The organism is Streptomyces sp. NPDC001941 (assembly GCF_040296945.1).
In the GTDB taxonomy this organism is placed as follows: Bacteria; Actinomycetota; Actinomycetes; order Streptomycetales; family Streptomycetaceae; genus Streptomyces.
Genome location: NZ_JBEOYE010000016.1, coordinates 24,757 through 45,137 on the forward strand (window position 1 = coordinate 24,757; position 20,381 = coordinate 45,137).

The 20,381-nt window shown below is 74.8% G+C and carries 13 protein-coding genes and 2 pseudogenes; 6 read left to right on the forward strand and 9 right to left on the reverse strand.

Going from position 1 to position 20,381, the window contains the following annotated elements; genetic code table 11:
• Window positions 1–37: 37 nt before the first annotated feature.
• From pcaB to ABT160_RS14235, 4 genes and pseudogenes are all read left to right on the forward strand, one after another.
• A pseudogene (pcaB, locus tag ABT160_RS14220) lies at window positions 38–1,189 on the forward strand (3-carboxy-cis,cis-muconate cycloisomerase); the annotation flags it as partial.
• Window positions 1,166–2,014, forward strand: coding sequence for an alpha/beta fold hydrolase (locus ABT160_RS14225; RefSeq protein ID WP_351647412.1), 849 nt, complete (start codon window positions 1,166–1,168; stop codon window positions 2,012–2,014). The pseudogene pcaB and the gene ABT160_RS14225, both read left to right, overlap by 24 nt.
• The gene (locus tag ABT160_RS14230; protein WP_351647297.1) at window positions 2,011–3,291 is read left to right on the forward strand and encodes a 4-hydroxybenzoate 3-monooxygenase; all 1,281 of its coding nucleotides are present in this window, start codon (window positions 2,011–2,013) and stop codon (window positions 3,289–3,291) included. The genes ABT160_RS14225 and ABT160_RS14230 overlap by 4 nt, the downstream gene beginning before the upstream one ends.
• 65 nt (window positions 3,292–3,356) lie before the next feature.
• Window positions 3,357–4,220, forward strand: a complete 864-nt coding sequence (locus ABT160_RS14235) for an alpha/beta fold hydrolase (RefSeq protein ID WP_351647299.1) — start codon at window positions 3,357–3,359, stop codon at window positions 4,218–4,220.
• Window positions 4,221–4,277: 57 nt separating this feature from the next.
• On the opposite strand, the gene fxsT is transcribed toward ABT160_RS14235, so the two are convergent.
• The 9 genes and pseudogenes from fxsT to ABT160_RS14280 form a co-directional block, all read right to left on the reverse strand.
• Entirely contained in the window at window positions 4,278–8,246 is a 3,969-nt protein-coding gene (gene fxsT, locus ABT160_RS14240) for an FxSxx-COOH system tetratricopeptide repeat protein (protein WP_351647301.1), read from the reverse strand.
• Window positions 8,243–9,583 (reverse strand): TIR-like protein FxsC, encoded by a 1,341-nt coding sequence (locus tag ABT160_RS14245; protein WP_351647303.1) that lies wholly within the window; start codon window positions 9,581–9,583, stop codon window positions 8,243–8,245. Before ABT160_RS14245 ends, fxsT begins: the two co-directional genes overlap by 4 nt.
• Before the next feature lie 175 nt (window positions 9,584–9,758).
• Entirely contained in the window at window positions 9,759–12,152 is a 2,394-nt protein-coding gene (locus ABT160_RS14250) for an FxsB family cyclophane-forming radical SAM/SPASM peptide maturase (RefSeq protein ID WP_351647304.1), read from the reverse strand.
• Between the two features lie 21 nt (window positions 12,153–12,173).
• Entirely contained in the window at window positions 12,174–12,356 is a 183-nt protein-coding gene (locus ABT160_RS14255) for a hypothetical protein (RefSeq protein WP_351647306.1), read from the reverse strand.
• A gap of 507 nt (window positions 12,357–12,863) precedes the next feature.
• Complete coding sequence (locus ABT160_RS14260; RefSeq protein ID WP_351647307.1) at window positions 12,864–13,097, reverse strand: hypothetical protein; 234 nt, start codon at window positions 13,095–13,097, stop codon at window positions 12,864–12,866.
• A 62-nt stretch (window positions 13,098–13,159) separates the two neighbouring features.
• Window positions 13,160–13,660 carry an NUDIX hydrolase gene (locus ABT160_RS14265; protein ID WP_351647309.1) on the reverse strand — a complete coding sequence of 167 codons (501 nt, stop codon included), beginning with the start codon at window positions 13,658–13,660 and terminating at the stop codon, window positions 13,160–13,162.
• Window positions 13,661–13,703: 43 nt separating this feature from the next.
• Window positions 13,704–14,615 (reverse strand): annotated as a pseudogene (locus tag ABT160_RS14270) (NAD(P)/FAD-dependent oxidoreductase); the annotation flags it as partial.
• A complete protein-coding gene (locus tag ABT160_RS14275) occupies window positions 14,605–16,014 on the reverse strand; it encodes an FAD-dependent oxidoreductase (protein WP_351647313.1) in 1,410 nt (469 codons plus the stop codon). The gene ABT160_RS14275 and the pseudogene ABT160_RS14270, both read right to left, overlap by 11 nt.
• Window positions 16,011–17,447, reverse strand: a complete 1,437-nt coding sequence (locus ABT160_RS14280) for an FGGY family carbohydrate kinase (RefSeq protein WP_351647315.1) — start codon at window positions 17,445–17,447, stop codon at window positions 16,011–16,013. The genes ABT160_RS14275 and ABT160_RS14280 overlap by 4 nt, the downstream gene beginning before the upstream one ends.
• A gap of 354 nt (window positions 17,448–17,801) precedes the next feature.
• Between ABT160_RS14280 and ABT160_RS14285 the strand changes: the two genes are divergently transcribed.
• Entirely contained in the window at window positions 17,802–18,788 is a 987-nt protein-coding gene (locus tag ABT160_RS14285; protein ID WP_351647317.1) for a hypothetical protein, read from the forward strand.
• Between the two features lie 57 nt (window positions 18,789–18,845).
• Entirely contained in the window at window positions 18,846–20,375 is a 1,530-nt protein-coding gene (locus ABT160_RS14290; protein ID WP_351647318.1) for an amino acid permease, read from the forward strand.
• Window positions 20,376–20,381: the final 6 nt, after the last annotated feature.

Genomic DNA, 20,381 nt, shown 5'->3' on the forward strand with positions numbered 1-20,381 from the left:
AGCGGGCCCCGAGGGCGTACGGGTCCCGGGCCCCGAGGTGGTCGGGCTGCTGTCGCCCGGCTGGGCCGGCAGCCGCGCCGAGGCCCTCACCGGCGACCCGGCGCTGCTCCGGGCGCTCCTGGAGGCGGAGGCGGCCCTGGCCCGCGCCCTCGACCCGGACGCCGGGCGCACCGTCACCGCCCTGGCCCTGGCCGCCCCGCCCGACGCGCGCGACCTGGCGCTGCGGGCCGTCACCGGCGGCAACCCGGTCATCCCGCTCGTCGCCGACCTGCGCGAACGGGTCCGCGAAGTCGACCCGGAACAGGCCGAGTTCGTCCACCGCGGCGCCACCAGCCAGGACATCGTGGACACCGCCCTGATGCTGCTGTCCGCCCGCGTCCTGGACGCGGCCGCCGACGACCTGGCCCGCACCGCCGACACCCTGGCGGCCCTCGCCGCCGCGCACCGCGACACCCCGATGGCCGCCCGCACCCTCACCCAGCACGCGGTGCCCACCACCTTCGGCCTGAAGGCGGCGGGCTGGCGCGCCCTGGTCCTGGACGCCAGGGACCGCCTGGTACGGGTGCGCGGCACCCTCCCCGCCCAGCTCGGCGGGGCCGCGGGCACCCTCGCGGGCCTGCCCGGCGGCGCCGCCACCGTCGAGGCGTACGCCCGTGAACTCGGCCTGGCCGCGCCCGCGTTGCCCTGGCACGTGCTGCGCACCCCGGTCGCCGACCTGGCCGGCGCCCTCGCCCTGTGCGCCGGGGCCCTCGGCAAGATCGCGGCCGACGTCCTGCTGCTCTCCCGCACCGAGACCGCCGAACTGCGCGAGGGCGCGGGCGGCGGCTCCTCCGCCATGCCGCACAAGAGCAACCCGGTGCGGGCCACCCTGATCGCCGCCGCGGCCCGCCAGGTCCCGGCGCACGCCCAGGTCCTGTACGCGAGCGTGAGCGCCGAGGACGAGCGCCCGGCCGGGGCCTGGCACGCCGAGTGGGCCCCGCTGCGGGAGGCCCTGCGGCTCACCGGCGGAGCCGCCGAACTGGCCGCGGGCCTGTGCGCGGGCCTGGAGGTGGACCCGGCCCGGATGCGCCGCAACCTGGAGGCGACCCGGCCGGGCATGGCGCTGCGGGGCGACCCGCGGATCTTCCGCGACCCGGCCACCTACCTCGGCGAGGCCGGCACCCTGGTGGACCGGTCCCTGGCCCGGCGGCCGGACGACGCCCCGGCCCCCGCCCCCCGCCGCCAGGACGCCCCGCGCCGATCCCCGTACCCACCCCCGCACCACCTCCTGGACGGCCCGCCCGACGCGCCCCTCCTGGTCCTCGGCCCCTCGCTCGGCACCTCCCTGCGCCTCTGGGAACCCCAACTCGCCGCCCTGGCGCGCCACTTCCGCGTACTGCGCTACGACCTCCCCGGCCACGGCGGATCGCCCGCCTACCCGCTCCCGGCCGGGGCCACCGTCGCCGACCTGGCCCGCCCGGTCCTGGACCTGGCCGACGGCCTGGGCGCCGGGCGGTTCGCCTACGCGGGCGTCTCCCTGGGCGCCGCCGTCGGCGCCCACCTCGCCGCCCACCACCCCGACCGCGTCAGCCACCTCGCCCTCGTCTGCACCTCGGCGCACTTCGGCGACCCCGCGGCCTGGCGCGCCCGCGCGGCCCTGGTGCGGAAGGAGGGCCTCGCGGCGCTGGCCGACGCGGCGCCCTCCCGCTGGTTCGCCGACCCCGACGCACCGCCCCCGGGCGCCGCGGAGCTCCAGGCCGACCACCGGGCCGCCGACCCCGGGGCGTACGCCGCCTGCTGCGAGGCGCTCGCCGCCCTGGACCTGCGCCCCGACCTGCCCCGGATCACCGCGCGCACCCTGGTCGTCGCGGGTGCCGGGGACCGGGCCACCCCGCCCGCGCACGCCCGCGAACTGGCCGCCGCGATCCCCGGCGCCCGGCTCGTGGAGGTCCCCGGCGCCGGGCACCTGGCCGGCACCGAGCGCCCCGGCGCCGTACTGACCGCCCTCGAAGCCCTGCTGGAGGACCTGCGATGAGCACCGCCGCCACCACCGTCGGGATCATCGGCGCGGGCCCGGCCGGGCTGCTGCTCGCCCGGCTGCTGCACAACGCGGGCGTCGACAGCGTCGTCCTGGAGCTGCGCGACCGGTCCTACGTGGAGCGCCGCCAGCGCGCGGGCATCCTGGAACAGGCCACCGTCGACGTGCTGCGGGCGGCGGGCGCGGGGGAGCGGCTGGACCGCGAGGGAATGGTGCACGACGGCATCGAGCTGCGCTTCGACGGCCGCTCCCACCGGATCGGCTTCCCCGGCCCGACCGGCGGACGACGCGTCACGGTGTACGCCCAGACGGAGGTCGTCAAGGACCTGATCGCCCTCCAACTGGACCAGGGGGGGCCGCTGTTGTTCGGCGCCGAGGCGCGCACGGTCACCGGCGCCGACACCGGCCGGCCGGTCGTCCACTACGTGCGCGGCGGCGAGGAGCACTCGCTCACCTGCGACTACGTCGTCGGCTGCGACGGCTTCCACGGGGTGGTCCGCGACGCCGTGCCCCCCGCGGTCCGCACCACCTACGAGCGGGTCTACCCGTACTCCTGGCTCGGCGTCCTCGCCGAAGCGCCTCCCGTCTACGACGAGCTGGTGTACGCCCACTCGCCGCGCGGCTTCGCGCTGGCCAGCATGCGCTCCCCGGAGGTCAGCCGCCTCTACCTCCAGGTGCCGGCCGGCACCGACCCGGGCGACTGGCCCGACGCGCGCGTCTGGGACGAACTGGACGCCCGGCTCGCCCTGCGCGACGACCCGGACTGGAAGCTCGCCCGGGGCCGGATCACCGCCAAGTCGGTGCTGCCCATGCGCTCGTTCGTCACCGAACCCCTCCGGTACGGCCGGGTGTTCCTCGCCGGGGACGCCGCGCACATCGTGCCGCCGACCGGCGCCAAGGGCCTCAACCTGGCCGCGGCCGACGTGACCGTCCTCGCCGAGGCGCTGGTCAGTGCAGCACGGGACGGATCGGCCGCACTGCTCGACGCTTACTCCGACACCTGCCTGCGCCGGATCTGGCGCGCCGAGCACTTCTCGTACTTCATGACGACGACGCTGCACACGGCCCCCGGGCAGACCCCGTTCGACACCCGGCTGCAGCTCGCCCAGCTGGAGCGCATCGCCGCGTCGGAGCACGCCGGCGCCGAACTGGCCGAGAACTACACGGGGTTGCCGCTGGGCCGGGCCGTCCCGGCCCCCACCACCCGGCTCCCGAGCGGCCGGTCACCACAATCCGGCCAACAGCGCCCGGCTCAGGGTGGTTTCGGCCCGTGAGGGTATAGGCCAGACCCTGGGCCCACGCCCATACTCGTCGTAACGCGACTCGGGGGAGGCGACAGTTGGTGCAGTCGATCCGTACCCAGGACGGCCGGGACCTCGCCGTCGAAGTGCTCGGTCATCCGCGCGGCCGTCCGGTCTTCCTGCTGCACGGCACGCCCGGGAGCCGGCTCGGCCCGGCCCCGCGGCACGCGGTCCTCTACCGGCTCGGGGTACGGCTCATCGCCTTCGACCGCGCCGGCTACGGCGACTCCGACCGATTACCCGGCCGCCGGGTCGCGGACGCGGCCGCCGACGTGCGGTGCATCGCCGACGCCCTGGGCGTCGCGGAGTTCGCGGTGGTCGGACGCTCCGGCGGCGCCCCGCACGCGCTGGCCTGCGCCGCCCTGCTGCCGGACCGGGTCACCCGGGCCGCCGCCCTGGTCGGACTGGCGCCCCGGGACGCCAAGGGCCTCGACTGGTTCGACGGCATGACCGAGTCCAACGTGCGCGAGTACGTCAACGCCGCCGCCGGCGAGGACCAGCTGACGGCCGCGCTGGAGTTCCGCTCGGCGACCATCAGGGCCGACCCCAGGGGCTCGATCGCCGACATGCGGCAGGGGCTGCCCGCCGCCGACAAGGGCATCGTCTCCGACACCGGCATCCGGGCCATGCTGGTGCGCAACTTCGCCGAGGGGCTGCGTAGTTCGGCCGGGGGCTGGATCGACGACGTGATGGCCTTCAGCCTCGACTGGGGCTTTCGCACCGAGAGCATCACCGCCCCCGTCCTCCTCTGGCACGGCGAGGACGACGTCTTCGCGCCCGTCCAGCACACCCGCTGGCTGGCCGCCCACATCCCCGACGCCGAGCTGGTCGTCGAGCGGGGCGCCGCGCACTTCGCCGCCCTGCGGGTGCTCACCCGGGTGCTCAGCTGGGCCATCCGCTGACACCCGCGCGCGGGTCCCAGGGGGCGCGCCGCACCCGCGGCGCACCCCCTTAACGGGTCAGACGGGCTGCGGCTCCAGGTCGCGGTTGAGCCGGCGCCAGTCCCGGCACGCCTCCGTGATCGGGTGGTCCACGCCCAGCTGCCGGGTGGTGGTCTCCAGGACCTTGGCCCGCAGCAGCCGGGCCTCGTCCTCGCGGCCCAGCGCCCGCAGCGTGATCGCCAGGTTCCCCTGGCACACCAGCGCGTCCGGGTGGTGCGGTCCGTGCCGCTCGGTCAGGGCCGCGAGCACCGTGCGCTCCCAGTGCTCGGCCAGGTCGGCCCGCCCCATGTCCCCGTACGCGTTCGCCAGGTTGAGGGCGCACGACAGGGCGTAGGGGTGGCCGGCGCCCAGCGTGCGCTCCAGCTCCGCGCGGATCTGCTCGCACGCCTCGGCCGCCGCGGCGGCGTCCCCGAGCCCCCGCTGGTAGATCGTCACGTTGTTGCGGCAGGCCAGGGTGAACGGGTGCGAGGCGCCCAGCGTCTCCCGGTACTGCTCCAGGATCGGCAGCGCCAGGTCCAGCGCCGCCTGCTTGTCGCCCATCGCGGAGAAGTCCGCCGCCAGGTTGAGACCGCACGCCAGCGCGTCCGGCGCCTTCGTGCCGTACCGCTCCCGGTAGCGGTCGTACGTGGACTCGGTGAGCCGCTTCGCCTCGTGCGGGTGGCCCGCCTTGCGCAGCGACACCGCGAGCGACTTCGCCGTGCGCAGCGCCTCGGGCACATCGGCGGTCAACACCCGCTCGAACGCCTCCACCACCTCCCGCAGCACCCGCACCGACTCGCCGTACTCGCCCAGTTCGCGCAGGTCGCGGGCGAGGTGGCCCTTGGTGGTCAGGGTGAAGGGGTGGTCCGGGCCCAGCAGGGTGCTGCGCCGCTCCACGGTCTCCTCGTCCAGCCGCCGCGCCGTCTCGCTGTCCCCGGTGAGCCGGTAGTCGATGGCCAGGTTGTTCGCCGCCATCAGGGTGCGCGGGTGGTTGTCGCCGAAGTTCTGCCGGAAGCCCGCGAAGATCCGGACGTCGCGCTCCAGGGCCTGGTCGAAGCGGCCCAGCGCGCGCAGGTCGGCGGCGAGCGATCCGGTGGTGATCAGGATCGTGGGGTGGTCGTCGTCCGGGTGGCTCTCGCGCAGCACCGCCATCTGCCGGGCCAGGGTGTCCTCGTCCAGCTCCAGCGCGTCCTGGTACTTGCCCTGCGCCCGCAGCGCGTTGGCCAGTTCGAAGCGGATGTTGAGGGTCTGCAGGTCGTTCTCGCCCAGCTCCCGGGTCCAGGTCCCGTTCAGCTGGGAGCCCAGCTGCCGGGCGTTCTCCAGCTCGCCGCGCTTGAGCAGGTAGCGCACCCGGTCCACCATCAGCTGGCGCACCTTCTCCTCGCCGCAGTCGGCGATGCCGGACGCGCCCAGGTGCGGCCAGATCAGCTCGAAGGCCGGCCAGCTCTTGGGGTCGTGCACCGGGTTGTCCCGGTCCACGTTCTCCGCGGGCCTGGCCTCCGCCAGGATCCGGTGCACCTCGTGCATCGCGGTGACCTGCTCGTCGGGCGACAGGCTGGCCCGCACGGCCGCCTGCACGAGCCGGTGCACCTGGATGCTGCTGTCCGCCGGATCCACCTTGGCCAGCGCGAACCGGTTCAGGGTCTGGATGACCTTGCCCAGCATGTAGCGCTCGCGCAGGTCGGAGTCGTACGGGAGGAGCGACTCGAACATCGAGTCGCTGCCGATCAGCCGCATCGAGATCGGCTCGGCCGAGAAGAACGAGCACAGCTCAAGGAGGCGGACGGCCGCCTTGGACTCCTGGCGCAGCCGGTTGATCGAGATGGTCCAGGTGGCCTCGATCTGCGTCGCGTAGTCCTCCGGCTTGCCCAGCGACAGCACCTTGGTGCTCTGCTCCCTGAGCTGTTCCACGTACGCGTCCACGGGCGTCGCGGTCTCCGCGAGCCAGGCGGCCGCCACCTCCACGGCCAGCGGCAGGTCGCCGACCGCTTCGGCCACCCGGTCCGCGTCGCGGGCGGGCAGCTTGCTCACCCGGCGGCACAGGTGCTCGATGCTCTCGGCCCGGGTGAAGACGTCCACCTCCATGGGCTCCACCCGGGTGGACACCGGCTTGTTGCGGCAGGTCGCCAGGATGTGCCCGTACACCCCGGCGGGGATCGGCTGGGTCTCGTCCGGGAACATCTCCAGCGTCCGGTCCAGGTCCTCGACGTTGTCGAAGATCAGCAGCCAGCGGGCGTAGGGGCTGCCGCGCCGCAGCGAGTTCAGCGCGGCCCGCGCCGCGTCCGCCACCACCTCGCTGGCCCGCGGGTCCATCGCCTGCGCCAGCTCGGCCATCGACGACAGGACCCGGTCCGGCTGTTCCGCCTCCACCCACCACACCAGGTCGTAGTCGGCCCGGAACCGGTGCGCGTACTCCCGGGCCACCTGGGTCTTGCCGACGCCCCCGAGGCCGTAGAGCACCTGCGGGAAGCGCCGCGCGGAACGGGTGTCGCCGCGCAGCCGGTCCCGCAGCCGCTCCAGGATCGAGGCGCGCCCGGTGAACCAGGCGTGCCGCGGCCGCATGTTCCACACGGACGGCCCCACGCCCGGGTAGCGCGGGTCCTCGGGCCCGAACTCCGGGGGACCGGCGTCGTCCTTGTCCAGCGTGGCGAACAGCGCCACGGCCGCGTCCCGCGCCTGGAGCCGCGACAGGTCGACGCCCCGGCCGCTGAACTGCGCGCTCAGCCGTACGTCACCCACCCGCACCGGCACCAGCTGGCGCCGCCCTCCGGAGGAGTCGAGGCCGAACCCGGCGTCCCACAGCCGCACCGCGCGCCGCGAGCCGAAGAACGCCTGCGACAGGACGGGCAGCACCCGGGAGGCGCCGCCGGCCGCGATGTCGGCCTCGACCGCCGTCATCTGGGCGGTGCGCACGTCCACGGGCGTCACCTGGAACCCGGCGCCGAGCAGCACCGCCTCGATCCAGTCCGCCCACATCTGGTCCTCGGCCACGTACGGCAGCAGTACGTGCGACGGGGGGACCGAGCGGCGGCGGGTGTAGGCGGTGACGTAGGTCAGCCGCTCCGCCTCGTCGATGGGGGGCAGCGCCTCGACCCGCCCCTCGGTGAGCACCGAGGTGAGCTTCTCGCAGGCGGTGAGCATCGAGCTGGAGACCCCGGGCGCGTCGCCGAACGTCGCCAGGATCTCCTCGTACGCGTAGAACGGCCGGTAGGGGATCTCCACCGAACCCCAGTAGCGGCTCATCTCCGGCCCGTTCATCCCGCCGGGCAGTCCGGGGAACCGCTCGCGCGCCAGCTGGCGCCCGGCGTCGGCCTTCTCCTTCTCGCCGTCGTCGATGCGCATCGGCACCGGCAGGATCCGGATGCCCTTGTCCGCGTAGCGCTCCTGGATGTCCCGGGCCACGGACGAGGCGCCGTCGATGCTCTGGTCGCTGAGGGTGAAGCAGACCACCAGGACGTGCGGCATCTGCACGGTGCAGATGTCGGCGATGTCACTGAGTCCGGTACGACTGTCGATGAGGGTGTAGTCGTAGTGCCTGCGCATGTCGCCGCGCATCGCGTCGAAGAACTGTCCACCCCCGAACCGCTCGTAGAAGTCGTCCCAGTCCATGCGTCCGACGGTGGTGGGGTAGTCGCGGTTGCGTCGTCCGGCGGACAGGAAGTCCAGGCTCCCGCGGTGCGGGAAGGCCCAGTTGAGGGAGGTGGCGTGCGGACGCACCCGGGCGAAGCGGTGGTGCCAGTCCGGCTCCCGGTCGGCGGGCCGCCTGGCCTCCTCCTGGTACTCGGTGATCAGGTTGATCAGACCGGGGGTGGCCTCCAGGTCGCCCATGTTGAGGAACGGGTGGAAGAAGCGGTGCAGACCGGGCGCCTCCAGGTCCCAGTCCACGGCCAGCACCCGGTGGCCGTTGGCCGCCAGGATCCACGCCGTGTTGGCCAGCGCCATGGTCCGGCCCGTGCCGCCCTTGTACGAGTAGAAGGTGATGATCTTCCCGTCGCGGTTCTCGGTCATGTGGTGGAGTCCTCCGCCGGTTCAGCGTTGCCCTGTGACTCGTCGGTGTCCGCCGTGCGCTGGACGGGGACGCCGGCGCCGTAACCGACGCCGGACGGGAGCACTTTGGGGAGCCGCTGGTGCTGCCCCGCCGGGGGATAGGTGGGGGCGTGCTCCGCGTAGCCCCGGCTGGCCGCCCGCACCGCGATCGGCAGCTCCCGGCTGAACGCCTCCAGCGTGGTCATCCCCGCCGACCGGTGCCCGCCCCTGACCCCTGCGGGAGGAGTGAGCGCCGCGTCGGTGAGCCTCCTCAACTCGCTCTCCCTGGAGGGGGATTCGGGGTCCTCCCGGTTCCACGGGTCCATCACGCTGACCCATGGACGGTCCTGGGCGTAGATGCGGCGGACCAGCTCCCTGCGGTCCGGCCGGTCCAGCGCCCAGCGGTCGAGCAGCAGCAGCGCCGGGGCCTCGGGCGGCGCCCCGTCGTCGATGAGCAGCTGCTTGGGGTCGGTCTCGAACTCCCGCACCCGCACCACGTAGTCGAGGTTGCGGGCCAGGTCCACCGCGTGGTCGGCGAGCGGCCTGCTGGAGCGGGGGTGGAAGGGGTTCCAGTCCCTGGCGTGCGTGCCGTAGCAGTCCTCGCCCCGGTCCTCCGGGCGGTCCGTGCGGCAGCAGGCGAGCACCGAGACCTGCAGCTCGCGCGGCGCCCCGGGCGGTCCGAAGGCGCTCGGCATCGCCCCGTAGTTCTGGTGCGGGTCGCCGTCCGCGATGAGTGTCTGCTCCGCGACGCTCACGATGCGCTTGGCGAGCAGGTACACCGCACGCTCGTACTGGTCGCGCAGGTAGCGGAGTTTGATCAGTCCGTAGAACCCCTCGTCGGCGTAGTCGTCGCCGAACGTGGCGTGGTTGAACTGCAGCCGCTCGGCGGGCTGCGGCAGCTGCCGGGTGGGCACCGGCACCCAGAGCGCGGGCACGATCCCGTTCACCGGGGAGCCGCTGTTGCTGCGCGCCTGGTGGTGCGCGGCGCGCTGGGAGAACACGAACCATTCCCTGCCGCACTGCTCGCTGAGGAAATAGCGCGGCGAGTACAGGGGGACGAACACCCGGCAGTACGCCAGGGCTTCGGAGAGGCGTTCCTGCCAGCCCTCCCCGGGCTGCATCTGCTGGTCCATGAAACCCGCGGGGACCCCGGCGGGCAGTGATGTCAACGCCAGTACGTGGGCGCTGAGGTCCCGGTAGAACCGCTCCACCCACACATTGGGATCCCGGTCCTTCGGATGGTTCTTCGGCGTGTGCGCGTAGGAGAGGAAGAAGTACGGTTTCGGTTCTTCTCCCCCGGGTCCCGCGGCTCCGACCACTGACGTCTCCCCCCGGCCGGGTCATTGAGGGACCTCAGTCTAGGAAAGGAGGATTCCTTTGCGGAACAGATCGTGCGGATCCGTGTGCGCGGATCGGCGGCCGGGAAATCCGGCCGCCGCCCCGGAAGAGATCGATTGCCGGTCCGGAAGGGAGTGAAAGGAAAAGATCACCCGGTCATTCCACGCGCTGATCATTCTCCGTACCGTGCAATTGCAGCCACCGCGCGCGGTGTTCACGTGCCGATCGACGTGCTTCTTCCCGCACGCTGGCCGAAATCGATTCCCCGTCCCAGCCCTCGACCGCACCGGCCATCCCGGCGACGAACCGCTCGCCGAGCGGCGTCAGCGCCCCCGATCCGGCGAGCTCGGCCACGGCGCCCGCGGTGTGCTCCCGCCAGCGGGCGAACTGCTCCTCGGCGTCCGCGCGCTGACCGGTGCGACGCGCGGCGCGCCAGAAGTCGGTCACGGCCAGGTGCGCGTACGTACCCTGCAACAGCCCCTCGAAGGGCCTCGGGTCGTCGCGCCAGGGGGCGTAGAAGCGCCGCGTCTCGGCGCGGTCGAACAGCGCGAAGTCGTCCAGCACGGCGCCCAGCTTCACGTGCTGGTACTCGTGCACCAGGAGCAGCGCCAGCAGGTCGGGGGCGCCGGGCAGGGCCGCCGCGACGGCGCCGTGCGCCTCCTTCGCCGCGCAGCTCACCGACCGCTGGTCGGGCGCCCGCAGCGGGGTGACGACCCGCAGGCCGCGCGCGACCCCCTCGGCGTACTGCGGCAGCTCGGCGCGGAGGAACTCCCACGCCTCGCGCAGGTCGTCCTCCCAGCGCTTGGCCTCACCCTGCGAGAGCCGCTCGGCGACCGGCCACTCGTGGCAGTCGCGCCAGGGGTCGGTGTCCTCCAGCGCCACGGTCCAGCCGGACATCCGCATGACCCGCACCGGCTGCCAGTACGGCGTGAGGCCGTCCAGGCCGTCGCCGGAGCCGATGGTGAGCACCCGGTCCCCGGCGCGGACGGTGAAGCCGTCCCCGGTGGGCGTCAGGAGCGCAGGGCCGCTCGCACCGGGCAGGCTCAGCACCCCCAGGCCGGGCAGGTGGACCGTTCCCTCGGTCACCGGGACCGCCACGGTCCGCTCGCGGCGGGCCACCAGACAGGCCGCCGCGGCGATCCGGGCCAGCCCGGGCACCAGCTCCGCCCGCTCGCCCCGGTCGAGCACCGCCAGCGCCCAGCGCCGCAGGTAGGGGTGGGCCAGCACGGTGTCCAGGGCGTCGGGGGCCGTCTCGTCGAGGTCGGTCACCAGCTCCCAGGCGTCCCGCGCCACCGGGTCGTCGCCGGGCACCAGGGCGCCCAGCTCGGCCAGCAGCCGGCGGTTGGCGTCCAGCTGCCGCGCGTCCAGCCAGGCGACCACCGCGTCGTCGCCGAGGCCCCCGGCGAGCTGGGCGAGCCGGTCGTCGAACTGACGGTCCGTCTCCCGGCGGCTCACCGTGCTGACGAACTGGAGCAGGTCCGGGCAGAAGACCGAGGGGTTGTCGAACCCGTTTTCCGCGCGGTAGCGGTGGGCGTAGAGCCCGCCGCCGCACGAGGTGACCACCGGGCAGGCCCGGCACTGCGCCGCGAGGCCCTCGATCCCCCGGGCGCGCGCCGCGACGCCGGGGTGGGCGGCCACGTCGTCCAGGGAGTTGGCGAACACGTCCATGCCGGTGACCGGCGCGCCGTCGTAGGTGATCTTCAGCGTGTCGGCCTGCTCGAACGTGCCGTCCGCCTCGATCACGGCGAGGTCCGCGGGGGACAGGCCCAGTGACTCCGTCAGGCTGCTCTGGCCGCGCAGGGTGCGCAGCACCGAGTCGAACATCCGGATGGGCACGGGCCGTCCGTCGGCCTCCCAGAGCCGGTGGACGGTGGCCAGCCAGTCGGCGTACGGAGTGGCGGACGGGCCGGGCCGGGGCGGCGGGGCGTCCCAGGTGGCGTGCGGCAGGAGCAGGTCGAGGCGGGGCGGCTCCAGCGCGACCAGGGCCCGGTAGACGGCCTCGGGGTCGTTCGCCACGTCGATCGTGCAGAGGATGCCCGCGAAGACCGGCCGGTAGCGGGGGCGGTTCAGCAGCCCGACCGCGCGCAGCACCTGCGGATGGCTGGTGCGCCCGTCGGCGAAGCGGCGGTGCCGGTCGTTGGCGGCGCGGTCACCGTCGAGCGAGACACCGACCTTGATGCCCAGTTCGAGGAAGAGCTCGCAGAACTCCTCGTCGAGCAGCACCCCGTTGGTGTGCAGCCTGAGGTCGAGGGCGCAGACGCCGTCGAGGGCCCGGGAGAACTCGGTGGCCGCGCGGCGCAGCCCGTCACGGCCGTACAGCAGCGGCTCGCCGCCGTGCAGGACGACGTGGACGGCGCTCAGGCGGTGGGTGCGGGCGTGCTCGGCGATCCGGTCGGCCGTCTGCGCGAGGGCCTTGTCCGAGATGAACCGGGGCCGGCCGCGCCAGCTGGTGTCCGCGTGTTCGTAGACGTAGCAGTGATCGCACTTGAGATCACAACGACTCGCGACCTTGACGACGAACTGCGTCAGGGCTGGGGGCGGCCGGTCCATGGCGTGTGCTGTCCGGTCCGGTCAGAGGGCCGACTGGAAGGCCGAGGCGGGGAGCGGGGCCGCCTCCCCGTCGGCGGTGCGCCGACGGGCCGTGCCCGGGACGTCGCCGTCGCCCCGCGACGAGAGCTGTGAGATCAGCACGCGGTCGGTGACGGGGGCGGAGGGCTTGGACTTCTGGGCCGTGGAGACGAGTGCGGTGTCCATGGTGCGCCTTTCAGGAGCATATGCGGGTGAGAGGGGCGGGAGCGCCCGGGTACGAGACAATCATTGGCGATCAGTCGCACGCGCGCGACGCGCACGCCAGCGCCCCGCGCGTCGCGCGGGGCACGTGGGCGCACGCCGTCCTTGCCCTTCCGCCCCCTAACTCACCTGACGGCACCGAAGGTGCGGCGCAGACCGGTCTAGCACCCCTTCGGGCGACGCCCCCCAGGCACCGGCCTGCGCATCGTCGCTGTGTCGTCTCCACCGCACTCCGGCGCCGATCAGATGGGCCAAGGGCTCGGGAACGCTGACGTTAACAGCGTCTCCCGGGGCGCGGGGCGAATACCAGAGCTTTGACATCACATGGGCCCCGCCACGGGGGCGCCCGGAAGCGCTTGCGCCGTTCAGCGGCGCGCGCAACCGGGAGGCGACCCACCGGTAGCTCCGCGGCGGACTCCGCCGCGGCCCCACCGGCGCTCCGGCGGCACTCGTGCGCCGGGTGCGAGCCCCCTATCTGCGGGCGCCCGCGGGCGCCCGCAGGGCCGCCACCAGGTGCAGCAGCCGCTCCTCGTTCCCCGACAGGCCCGCGGCGCGCAGGGCCTCGTCGGCCTCCGCCATCGGGGGCGTGAGGAGCGCCCCGGCCAGCGGGGCGAGGGCCGGGTCGGAGAGGACGGCCTGGGTGGACTCCAGGAGGCGCGCGTAGGCCTGGGCGGCAGCGCGCTCGGGGGCGGTGATGCCGGTCATCTGTGGCTCCCTGTCGGCGGGGTGGCGGGCTGGGTCCCCACCTTCTCGCACGGGTCTGACAATCAGCCGCCGCCGCTCCCGCCGACGCCCCCGGACAGCCGCTCCGCCAGCCGTTCCAGGAAGACCCGCTGGCCGGACACCAGCCGGGGCTCGGCCTGTTCGGGCGTGCACCAGGCCACCCGGTCCAGCTCGGGGAACTCCCGTACGACCCCGGAGCCGCGCGGCCACTCCATGCGGAACGTCCCCGGCACCACGTCCGCCGGGTCCAGGTCGGCCTCCACGGCCCACACGGTGACCGTCTTCCCGCTCGCCTGCCGGGCCTCGCCCAGGGCGATCGGCTCCCCGTCCGGCGCGGGCAGCCCGAGCTCCTCCTCGAACTCCCGGCGCGCCGCCGCCTCCGGGGCCTCGTCGGGTCCGTACTCGCCCTTGGGGACCGACCAGGCGGCCGTCTCGCGGGAGGCCCAGAACGGGCCGCCCATGTGACCGATCAGGACCTCGGTGCCGCCGTTCACGCGCCGGAACAGCAGCAGGCCCGCGCTGCGCTTGTGCCGTTGGTCGACCATGCCTCCAATGTACGGACCGCCCGCGCCGGGTGCGCTACGGCCGGGCCAGGTGCCGCAGCACCGCCACCGCGGCCGCCTCGCCCTCGCGGGCCACCGCCGCCGCCCGCACCCCGCCGCGCAGCAGGGTGCCGACGGCGAACACACCGGGCTCCGAGGTGGCGAACGCCGCGTCCACCACCGGCCCGCGCGTCACCGGGTCGACGCGCAGGCCGCCGCCCCGGGCCAGTTCGTGCTCGGGGATCCAGTCGCCGGTGAACACCACCGTGTCGCAGCGGACGGTCCACGCGCGCGGGGCGCCGCCGGACGCGTGGACCACCACTCCCGAGAGCCGCCCGCGCCCCAGGAGTTCGCCGACCCCGCCCCGTACCACCTGGGCGCCCACCGCGCGCGGGGCGGGGCCGGGCGTGACGAGGGCCGCGACCCGGACGCCCGCGCGGCGCAGCAGCCGCACGGCGTGCCCCGCGAGCGATCCTGCGCCCACCACCACCGCGCGCGTGCCCACCCGCAGGCCCGCGGCCACCGTGCGCTGGAGCTCGCCCGTGGTGTACACGCCCGCCGGACGGGTGCCCGGCACCAGCCGCGCCGCCCTGGGCCGTTCGCGGGCGCCGGTCGCCAGGACCACGGCCCGCGCCCCGATCCGCTCCAGGCCCTGAGGGCCCGTCACCTCCAGGACGCGCGGCCCGGCCCAGCCGGTGGCCGTCACCGAGGTGCGCAGCCGGGCTCCGGCCCCGCGCGCGGCGGCGGCCCAGTGGCGGGCGAACAGCGGCCCGTCCACGGTGCGCCCCCGGGCGCCGAGCCCGAAGCCGCCCCGGTGGCAGTGGCGGGGCGTCCCGCCCGGCTCCTCCTCGCGCTCCAGGACCTCGACCGCGCCCGCCCCGGCGGCCGCCAGCCGGGCGGCCAGGGCGAGTCCGGCCGGGCCCGCCCCGACGACCAGGACGTCCACGTCACGGCGCACGGCGGCCCCCCTCGAACAGCGCGCGCACCGCGGCGCCGCACGCGAACCCCTGGCAGCGCCCCGCGCGGGCCCGGGTGCGCCGGCGCAGGCCGTCCGGCGAGCCCGGCGGCACCGTGGAGGCCAGCGCGTCGCGGATCTCGCCCCGGGTGACCCGCTCGCAGTGGCAGACGATCCGGCCGTACTCGGGGTCGCCGGCGATCGCGCGGGCGTCCCGGTAGGGGCGGGTGGACGCCTCGCCCAGCGGCGGCATCCGCACCGGAGCCAGGTCGCGGGGCGCGCCCACCGAGAGGCCCTCCTCGGCGAGCAGCCCCACCACGTGCGCGGCGATCGCCATCGACGCGGTCAGGCCGGTCGAGCGGATGCCGCCCACCGTGACGACGCGCCGCCCCGGGTGGCGGGCGATGCGGTAGTCCTCGGCCCCGGTGGCGGCGCGCAGGCCCGCGTACACCGCCGTGACCTCCTCGTCGAGCAGCTCCGGCAGGATCCGGCGGCCCTTCTCCCGCAGCAGCGCGATCCCCTCGGCCGTGGAGCCGGTCGCCGTCTTGTCGTCCAGGTCCTCCGCGGTCGGCCCGAGCAGCACCTTGCCGAACACGGTCGGGGCCACCAGGACGCCCTTGCCGAGCGCGGTCGGGACGGGCAGCAGGATGTGCCGCACCAGATCCCGCGCGGGGGAGTCGAAGACGATCAGCTGGCCGCGCCGGGGCGTGACGGTGAAGTCCCGGTGGCCGAGCGCCCGGTCGAGCACGTCGGCGTGCAGACCGGCGGCGTTGACCAGGTGGCGGGCGCGCAGCGGGCCGCGCGAGGTGCGCAGCACGTGGTGGCCCGCGCCGTCGTGGCCGACCGACTCCACCCGGCAGCGCAGGTGCAGGTCCACGCCCGCGCGCACCGCCTGCGTGGCGTAGGCCAGGGTGACGGACCAGGGGTCGACCACGCTCTCGCCCGGCACCCGCAGCGCGCCCAGCGCGCCGGGCCCCAGGCGCGGTTCGAGGCGGTACAGCTCGTCGGCGTCCAGTCGTTCCGTGTCGTGGCAGCCGTTGCGCACGGCCTTCGCGGCGAGTGCGGGCAGCGCCGCCAGCTGTTCGGGGTCCCAGGCGACGAGCAGCGCGCCGACCGGTTCCAGGGCGATGCCGCACTCCTCGGCGTAGCCGGCGAGCAGCCGGGAGCCCTCGCGCACCAGCCGGGCCTCCAGGGTGCCGGGGACCGCGTCGAAACCGGTGTGCAGGATCGCGGTGTTGGCCTTGGAGCTGCCCTCGCCCACGTCGTCGGCCGCCTCGACCAGGGCGGTGCGCAGCGGGTGGCGGGCCAGCTCGCGGGCGATGGCCGAGCCCACCACGCCCGCGCCCACCACGGCGACGTCGTAGGGCCCTTCGGGCAGCGGGCCCGCGCCGGTCACCGTCACGCGGCGCCGTCCAGGAGCCGTTCCACGGCGGCCCGGAAGGCGCCCAGGCGCTCGGCGGCCTCGGTGGCGCCGATCCGGGGCTCGTAGACGGCGGAGGGCCGCCAGTCGGGCACCGCGTCCTCGGGGCGCAGCCCGGGCTCGTGGCCGAGCCGGGCGACCGCGGCGGCGCCCAGCGCGGTGGCGTCGGGCAACGCCGAAACCTCCACCGGGAGTTGGAGCAGGTCCGCCTGGGTCTGCATGAGCAGCGCGGAGCGGGTCAGGCCGCCGTCCACGCGCAGCACGGTGAGCGGGGCGCCCAGGTCGGCGGCGGCCGCGTCGGCGAGCGCGGCCACCTGCGCGGCGACGCCCTCGACCAGGGCCCGCACCAGCTGCCCGGGGCCGGTGTCCAGGCCGAGCCCGGTCAGCGATCCCCGCACGTCCCCGCGCCACCACGGCGCCGCCAGGCCCGCCAGGGCCGGTACGAAGGTGACGCCCCCGGCGTCGGGCACGGCGCCGCCCACCGGGTCGAGGTCGGCGGCCCCGGAGATGACGCCCAGGTCGGTCAGCCAGCGCACGGCGGAGGCGACGGTGAACACCTGGCCGTCCAGGCAGTAGCTGGTCTCCCCGCCGAGCCGCCAGGCGACGCAGGAGACCAGGCCGGAGTCGCCCCGGCGGGGGAGCGGACCGGTCTGCGCGAGCAGGAACGCCCCGGTGCCGTAGGTGCACTTGGCGGTGCCCGGCTCGGTGACGCGCTGGGCGAGCAGCGCGGCCTGCTGGTCCACCAGCAGCCCGGTCAGCGGGAGTTCGCCGCCGAAGGCCCGCGTGGCGCCGACCGGCCCGGCGGCGTCGACGACCTCGGGCAGCCGCTCGTCCGCTAGGCCGTACAGCTCCAGGGCGCGCGGCGACCAGTCGACCCGGTCCAGGTCGAGCAGCTGAGTGCGCCCGGCGGTGGCGGCGTCGGTGACCAGGGCGCCGGTGAGCCGGTGCGCCAGCCAGGCGTCGGTGGTGGTGACCACGCCGTCGCGGGTGAGGTGGCGGCGTATCCAGGCCATCTTGGGAGCGGCGAAGTAGGGGTCCACCGGCAGTCCGGTGAGTGACCTCAACTCCTCGGCGTGCGGCGCGAGTTCATCGCAGAGTGGGGCGGCGCGGCGGTCCTGCCAGACGATCGCGTCGGTCAGCGGAGCGCCGCTCTCCGGATCCCAGGCGAGCACCGTCTCGCCCTGGTTGGCGAGGCCCACCGCGACGGCCGGTTCGCCCGCGTCCGCGAGGGCGGCGCGCCCGGCCTCCAGGACGGAGTCCAGCAGCTCGGCGGGGTCGGCCTCGACCCGGCCCCCGGAGCCGTACCGCGGGCGCACCGGCGCCGCACCGGTGCCGATCACCCCGCGCTCCGGGCAGACGACGAGGGCCTTGGTGCCCGAAGTGCCCTGATCCACGGCGAGTACCGGGCCGCTCATCCGCGTACGCCTCCTGGCCTGTCGGGGGCCGTTCCTTGATCGAAAGGGGTCGGTCGGCCAGCCTGCGGGAGAGCCCGGGCGGCGTCAAGGGCGGGCGGCGCCAAGCCCGGACGATCGGGACCCCGGTCGGCAAATGCCGCCGATGCCGACATGGCCGATGGATCAGTTTCGGTCCCTGGCCGGAACCTTGTTTTCGAACAGGAAAGTGGACCGGACTAGTCCTTTGCGCTCTATAGTGATCGCCGATCAACAGCATCAACAACGCTACGTCAACGATCAGTTCGGGCCTTCCGGGGGCGACCGCGCGGCCCAGGCGCGGGGGACCGACGGCCGCTCGCCCCGACCGGAGGACCCATGAGCAGCGACGACCGCCCGGTCTACCATCCGGCCGGCCACGACAAGGCGTTACGCGGTGCCGTGCAGGACCTGCGCACCGGCCGCTGGGTGGCGATGGCCCAACTCCTCGCCGACACGCCCGGCTGGCCGCTGTGGACCCAGCGCACCCAGGTCCTCGCCGCCGTCGCGGCCGGCTCCGACGTCGTCCAGGCCTGGCGCGCCGAGCAGCCGCACAGCGTCGCCGCCACCGTGATGCACACCCGGGTCACCGTCGAACGCGCCGTGCGCGCCCACCGCGAGGGCCACAAGCGCACCCGCGAACTGTGGCAACTGGCCTGGGACGCCTGCCGAACCGCCACCCGCGCCGCCCCCGACGACCCGGTCCCCTGGGTCTGCCTGCTCGCGCTCGCCTGCCTCGACGAGCGGCAGCAGATGGAGGAGCACCGGGTCCACCCGCCCGCCCCCATGCTGCCCACCGGGCCCTGGGGCCTGCTCGCCGAGGCGGACAAGCGCGACCCGCACAACCGCGAGGCGTACCACCGCATGCTGCAGTTCGTGTACGCGCGCGGGGCCGGCGGCCCGCTCTCCGAAGCGGTCAACTTCGTCCAGTGGGCGGCCTCCGCGGCGCCCGCCGGATCCGCGCTGCACGCCCTCCCGCTGTACGTGCGGGTGGAGCGCTACCGGCGCGACCGGGGCCAGGAGAAGGCCCTGGACCTGCACTGGGTCGCCGAGGACGCGACCCGCGACACCGAGCGCGCCCTGCACGGCTGGTTCGACCACACCGTGCCCGAGGCGTGCTCACTGCTCGACCTCAACCACCTCGCGCACGCCCTGTGGGGCGCCCTGGCGTTCCACGACGCGGCCCGGGTCTTCGAGGCCCTCGGCCCGTACTGGACGCCCCAGCCCTGGGCCTACCGCACCCCCGACCCCGGCGACCAGCGGCTCGCCGAGGAGGTGTTCCTGCGCGCCCGCGGCCGCTCGCTCGCCGCGGCCCGCGACAGCTGACCGGGCCCGTACGCCCGGTACCGTCCCCGAACCTCACCCCCCGGAGGTACCCCCGTCATGTCCCGCACCACGTGGGCCAGTTCGGAACAGAGCCAGATACCCCAGCGCGACGAGGAGCAGCGGCTGCGGGAGCTCGGCTACCAGCCGGTGCTGGCCCGCCGCATGGGCGGCTTCGGCAACTTCGCCATCAGCTTCTCCGTGATCTCCATCCTGTCCGGCTGCATGACCCTGTACGGCTTCGGCCTGGGCACCGGTGGCCCGGCCGTGATGATGTGGGGCTGGGCGGGCGTCGGCCTGTTCGTGCTCTGCGTCGGCCTCGCGCTCGCCGAGGTCACCAGCGCCTACCCGACCTCCGGCGCGCTGTACTACATGGCCGACCGGCTCGGCGGGCGCCGCTGGGGCTGGTACACCGGCTGGCTCAACCTGCTCGGGCTGCTCGGCGCCATCGCGGGCATCGACTACGGCGCCGCCCTGTTCACCGGCGCCTTCCTCAACCTGCAGTTCGGGTTCACCCCGACGCCCGGCTCGACCTTCCTGATCTTCCTGGCGATCCTGCTGCTGCACGCCGTGCTCAACCTCTTCGGCGTCCGGCTGGTCAGCGTGCTCAACTCCATCAGCGTGTGGTGGCACCTGGCGGGCGTCGCGGTCATCGTGGGCGCGCTCGCGATCGTGCCCGACCACCACCAGTCGCCGTCGTTCGTCTTCACCGAGTTCGTCAACGACACCGGCTGGGCCAACCCGTTCTACGTCGCCGCGGTCGGCCTGCTGCTCGCCCAGTACACCTTCTCCGGCTACGACGCCTCCGCCCACCTGTCCGAGGAGACGTCCAACGCCTCGGTCACCGCGGCCAAGGGCATCGTCCGGGCCATCTGGGTCTCCTGGCTCGCCGGCTTCGTTCTGCTCGCCGGGCTCACCTTCGCCATCCAGGACTACGCGGGCACCCAGAACAGCGCCACCGGAGTGCCGCCCGCGCAGATCCTGCTCGACGCGCTCGGCAGCGGCGCGGCCACCGCGCTGCTCCTCGTGGTCATCGTCGCCCAGCTGTTCTGCGGCAACGCCGAGGTGGCCGCCGCCAGCCGGATGGTCTTCGCCTTCAGCCGCGACAACGCGCTGCCCGGCTCCGCGCTCTGGCGCAAGGTCAGCAGCCGCACCCAGACGCCCGTCCCGGCCGTCTGGCTCTCCGTGGTCGTCGCCGGCGTGCTCGCCCTGCCCTCGCTGTACTCGGCGACCGCCTACGGCGCGGTCACCGCGATCAACGTCATCGGCATCACCCCCGCCTACGCCATCCCGATCTACCTGCGGCTGCGCGCGGGCGACCGCTTCGAGCCCGGCCCCTGGTCGCTGGGGAAGTGGAGCAGGCCGATCGGCTGGATCGCGGTCGTCTGGGTCGCCTGCGTGACCGTCCTGTTCTGCCTGCCGCAGAAGTCGCCGGTGACCATCGACTCGATGAACTACGCCGTGATCGCGCTGGCGGTGGTGCTGGTCCTGGCCAGCGTCTGGTGGTACGTCGCGCGCCGCTCGTACGGCACGCCCCAGGCGTACGGGAGCGCCCGCGAGCAGGCCGAGATCGCCGACCACATCGTCTGACGTCCC